General features: G+C 74.5%; 4 protein-coding genes. 1 reads left to right on the top strand and 3 read right to left on the bottom strand.

Annotated features, from left to right (window positions below):
• Positions 1-25: 25 nt before the first annotated feature.
• From galE to V7E45_RS15650, 3 genes are all read right to left on the bottom strand, one after another.
• Positions 26-943, bottom strand: a complete 918-nt coding sequence (gene galE, locus V7E45_RS15640) for a UDP-glucose 4-epimerase GalE (protein ID WP_333774766.1) — start codon at positions 941-943, stop codon at positions 26-28.
• A gap of 93 nt (positions 944-1,036) precedes the next feature.
• Positions 1,037-2,647, bottom strand: a complete 1,611-nt coding sequence (locus V7E45_RS15645; protein WP_333774767.1) for a glycosyltransferase family 2 protein — start codon at positions 2,645-2,647, stop codon at positions 1,037-1,039.
• A 44-nt stretch (positions 2,648-2,691) separates the two neighbouring features.
• Positions 2,692-3,963 carry a glycosyltransferase family 87 protein gene (locus V7E45_RS15650; RefSeq protein ID WP_333774768.1) on the bottom strand — a complete coding sequence of 424 codons (1,272 nt, stop codon included), beginning with the start codon at positions 3,961-3,963 and terminating at the stop codon, positions 2,692-2,694.
• Positions 3,964-4,216: 253 nt separating this feature from the next.
• On the opposite strand from V7E45_RS15650, the gene V7E45_RS15655 reads away from it, so the two are divergent.
• The coding region (locus tag V7E45_RS15655; RefSeq protein WP_333774769.1) for a glycosyltransferase family 39 protein at positions 4,217-4,844 on the top strand (628 nt) is incomplete at its 3' end.

A 4,844-nucleotide genomic window follows, 5' to 3' on the forward strand; every position in this document is an offset into this window, starting at 1 on the left:
CGCGGGGGTGGGCGGTTGCCGGGATCTAGGACCGGGCCGCCTCCGGGTGGAGGCGCAGCCAGCCCTCCCAGGCCGAGGTGATCATGTCCTGGACGTCGTACTTCGCCCGCCAGCCGAGTTCCGTGGCGATGCGGTCGTAGCCGGTGACCGCGTTCATCCGGTCGATCATCTCGCGGACCGACACGCCCTCGCCCCGGCCGATGTTGAGGGTCAGGTCGTGCCCGGGCGCGGAGCGCAGGGCGCGGGCCACGGTCACATGGGCCTCGGCCAGGTCGACCACGTGGATGTAGTCGCGGACACAGGTGCCGTCGGGGGTCGGGTAGTCGTCGCCGAAGATGCGCGGGGCCGCGCCCTCGGTGAGTTTCTCGAAGACCATCGGGACGAGGTTGAAGACGCCGGTGTCGGCCAGGGCGGGCGTGGCCGCGCCCGCCACGTTGAAGTAGCGCAGCGAAGCGGTGGCCAGCCCGGCCGCCCGGCCGGTCGCGCGCACCAGCCACTCGCCGGCCAGCTTGGTCTCGCCGTAGGGGGAGAGCGGCAGGCAGGGCGTCTCCTCCGTCACGACGTCCACGTCCGGCATGCCGTAGACCGCGGCGGAGGAGGAGAAGACGAAGGCGGCGACGTCGGCCTGGGTCACCGCTTCCAGCAGGACGCGCAGGCCCTCCACGTTCTCCCGGTAGTAGTGCAGCGGCCGGTCGACGGACTCGCCCACCTGCTTCTTCGCCGCCAGGTGGACGACGCCGGTCACCTCGTGCTCGGCCAGCGTGCGCGCCAGTCTCTCGCCGTCCAGGGTCGAGCCCCGCACCAGCGGCACCTCGTCGGGCACCCGCTCGGCGACCCCCGTGGACAGGTCGTCGTAGACCACCGTCCGCTCGCCCGCCTCGGTCATCGCGCGTACGACGTGCGCCCCGATGTATCCGGCGCCGCCGGTGATCAGCCAGGTCATGTACGGCCGTCCCCTCGTCCGCCGGCCGGGTGCCGGCCGGCGGTTCTGTGTCCCTGTGGTTCTGTGTCCCCGTTGCCTGTGTGCCTGTGCCGCTCAGTGAAGCAGGCGGCGCAGCCGGCCGCGGACCACCGAGGCCACTCCGCGCACCCCGGCCGCCACGCGCAGCGCCAGGGCGCCGGAGTGGGTGGCGTACGGCTGGGTCAGCAGCACGCCGTACCGGGCGCTCGGGACGGCGTGCCGGCGCAGCCGGCCGGCGCCCGCGAGGGCGTGCGCCGTCATGGTCCGGGCCGTGCCGTCCGCGAAACGCACGGTCAGGCGCAGGTCCCAGGTGCCGGCGCCGAGCGCGGCGAGGTCCACCGGCACCTCGGCCGACCAGAGATCCGTTCCGGAGGGCGTGAACGTCGCCGTCGCGCGCTGTGCCGTGCGCTCGTGCTCCCGCGACTGCCACCGCACCTCCACTTCACCCGGCCCGGCCTCGGCCACCCGCCCGTACAGCTCGTGCAGCCGCAGGCACAGCCGGGTGTCCCGGGCGCGGGGCCGCAGCTCCGCGTCCACCGCGAACGGCAGCAGGGGGGTGGCACGGGTCAGCAGGGGGGTGAGCGTGACCTGCGGGAGATCGGCGGACCAGACGGGGGTGCCGTCGGGGGTGCGGGCGTAGGGCGGGAGCAGCCGGGCCGGCCGGGCGGCCAGCTCCTGCAACCGGGGCAGGTCGATCGGCTCGGCGGACTCCATGATCACCCGGGCGAGCAGCCGGCCCGGCGCCGACGGGTTCCGCTCCCAGTCGGCGGCGTCGTAGCGCGTGAGGTACTCCCGGGTGTGCGCCCACCACGCGCTCCGGTATCGCGCGTCGCGCAGTTGCAGCTCACGGGCGTACATGCGCACCTCGTGGTCGAGGAACTTGCCCCGCGCGGCCAGCGCCAGCTCCTTCTGCCCGGCGCCCAGCAGGATGTCGTGGACCAGCGCGCACGCCTCGGTGCGCGCCTGCCAGTTCTCGATGCGGTCCCGGTCCAGGGAGAGCGACAACCGCTCGGCCGACCGGCGCACGTGCCACACGTACACGCGGTCCGGAACGAGCGCGATGCGCGGCGCGGCGGCGAGCACCCGCGCGGTGAAGACGAAGTCCTCGTAGAGGAAGCGCCCTTCGGGGAAGCGGATGCCGTGCTCGCGCAGGAAGTCGGTGCGGTACAGCTTATTGACGCAGAGCGTGTCGTGGACCAGGCGCGGGCGCTGGGAGGGGCGCGCGAGGACGGAGGGCGTCTCGTAGAGCGGGGCCTGCCAGGGCTGTTCGCGCCCCGAGGGCAGCTCCCGGCGCACGCACAGCCCGCTCGCGACCTCGGCGAGCGCCCCCGTCGCCGCCCCCAGCAGTGCGTCCACCGCGCCTGGCGGCAGCACGTCGTCGCTGTCGAGGAACATCAGGTACGGCATCGTCACCGCGTCGATCCCGGTGTTGCGCGGGCTGCCGCAGCCGCCGCTGTTGACGTCCCGGCGCAGTACCCGCAGCCTTGGCTCCTCGGCGGCGAGCCGGGCCAGGAGTTCGGCGGTGCCGTCCGTCGAGCAGTCGTCGACGGCGACCACCTCACCGACGGCGGCGCCCTGGTCGAGCGCCGAGCGCACGGCGTCGGCCAGGTGCGCGGCGTCGTTGTAACCGATGACGACGACGGCGACCTGAGGCGTCGGGCGGGGGTCTCGTTGGTCTGGCTGCATGGGGTCCACGGGCCGGTAGCGTATGAATGTTCGGTAATACCCCGTTAAGAGATGCTTAGCACTCGATCAGGAAGACGGTCGGAATCGGGTCGGGGTTCATCCCCCGGTACAGGTCCTTCGGCCGGCGGCCGGGCGGAGCGCCACAGCAGGACGAAGGACAGCACCGCGGCGGCCGCCAGCAGCGCGTTGCGGGCCACCATCAGCAGACAGCCGGGCCAGGTCCCGGCGACCACGTCCCGGTAGAACACCGGGAACACCACGGAGCTCAGCGCGCTCGCCGCGAGGACCAGCACCGCCACCGGGCGCTGGCTGGTGTGCCGCGAGGTCAGGCACACGGCGGCCAGCCCGATCAGCCAGATCATGTACTGCGGGCTGATGACCCGGCTGGTGACCGTGAACAGCAGCACCCCGGCGAGCGCGGCGTCGTACGGGGTGGCCGGGGTCCAGTGCCGTGCCCGCAGCCGCCACAGCACCAGCAGCGCGAACGCGACCGCCGTGAGCGCGAGGGAGGCGGTGGCCACGGCGTGCACGTGCGGGCCGACCAGTTCGATCGCGCCGTACTGGTAGCGGGGCCGGCCGGACCAGCCGGCGTGCCGGGCCAGGCTGAGCGCCGTACCGCCGAGCGACTCGATCTGCACACCGCGGCCGCCCTGCTGCGAGAGGAAGGCGAGCGGGTCGCGGAACGACACCGCGAGCACGACGCAGCAGGCGCCCCCGGCGACCGCCGCCCACCGCCACCCCGTGCGGGTGTCCGTCCCCCTCGGTGTGCCCAGCAGCGCCAGCGCCGGCCACACCTTCACCAGCGCGCCCAGCGCGCCCAGCACCCCGCACGCGCGCGGCGAGCGCCCCAGCGCCAGCAGGGAGAGGACGGCGAGCGCGGTCACCTGCACGTCGTACCGGGCGAGCGGCAGGTGCAGCAGCAGCGGCAGCCCGCCGGTCCACAGGGCCGCGCCGAGCAGGCTGCGCCCGGGGCGGGTGCCCGCGCGGACGAGGGCCACCGCGATCAGCGCGTCCGCGGCCAGCGTCAGCGCCACGAACGCCTGGAAGTACGTCAGCCAGGGCAGCAGGCCCGGGGCCAGCAGCACCGGTCCCGCGCCCGGCGGGTACTGCCAGGTGCTGTCGTGCGCCGGGAACGCGCCGTGCGACAGGACGCCGTACCAGTGGAAGTACAGCCGCCACACCTCGCGCGGCACCGCACCCCCGCCCAGCCGGGGCGAGCTGTCGTGCGTGAGCAGCCAGCACATCAGGGCGCGGGTGGCGAGCCATGCGGCGGTGAGGGCGAGGACCGGGCCGGGGGTGACACGGAGGCGGTTCATCACGGCGGAGCCTAATCCGGGCGGATGGTGTATTCACGCTGATACGCCGTCAATGACCCGCAAAGGTTGGCTAATCGCAAAAGATCAGGCCGTGGCGAACGTCAGGTCTCTTGGGGAACCGCAGTCGCTCGGGCCGGCCGGAACGGCGGCCGGCGCACCGGCCGGTGGGACGGCGAGCGGGACGACGGGCGGGGCCGGCCGGGTGCCGGGGCGCGTCCGGTGGGCCCTGGCCGTCTGCACGCCCCCGCTGGTGATGCTCGCGCTCGGACTCTGGGGTCTCGACCGGTCCGGGATGTGGCGGGACGAGGCGGTCACCTTCCAGGTCGCCCGCCGAACGGTGCCCCAGATCTGGCGGCTGCTGCACGGCGTGGACGCGGTGCACGGCCTCTACTACCTCCTCATGCACGCCGTCCTCACCGTGCGTCCCGGTGAGGTCGTGCTCAGGCTGCCGTCCGTCTGCGCGGCGGCGCTCACCGCGGGCCTGGTCGCCGCGCTGGGCGCCCGGTTGGTCCGGCCGCGCGCCGGACTGTGGGCCGGGCTGCTGTACGCGGTCTCGCCGATGGCCGGGCACTACGCCCAGGAGGGCCGGTCCTACGCACTGGTGGCCGCCGGCGCCACCGGCGCCACGCTGCTGTTCGTGCGCGCCGTGCGCGCCGTGCGGAAAGGTTCCTGGTGGGCGTACGGCATGGTCCTCGGCCTCACCTGCTGGCTCCACGAGTTCGCGGTCCTGCTGCTGCTCGCCCACGCGCTGTCGCTGGCCCTGGCCCGGGTGGGGGCGCGGGTGTGGCGGGGCGGGGGGGCGGGGCCGCCCCGGCGGGGGGCCCGCCCCGCCCCGTGTGCGCGTCCGTGGGCTCAAAGGGCGGCCGCCGGCTCTCGGTCCG

Origin of the sequence: Streptomyces sp. IBSBF 3136 (genome assembly GCF_036815105.1) — a bacterium.
In the GTDB taxonomy this organism is placed as follows: Bacteria; Actinomycetota; Actinomycetes; order Streptomycetales; family Streptomycetaceae; genus Streptomyces.

Bases quoted from the DNA above. Each gene is read 5' to 3' on its own strand.
- galE (WP_333774766.1), bottom strand. From the start codon at position 943: ATGACCTGGCTGATCACCGGCGGCGCCGGATACATCGGGGCGCACGTC.
- V7E45_RS15645 (WP_333774767.1), bottom strand. From the start codon at position 2,647: ATGCAGCCAGACCAACGAGACCCCCGCCCGACGCCTCAGGTCGCCGTC.
- V7E45_RS15650 (WP_333774768.1), bottom strand. From the start codon at position 3,963: ATGAACCGCCTCCGTGTCACCCCCGGCCCGGTCCTCGCCCTCACCGCC.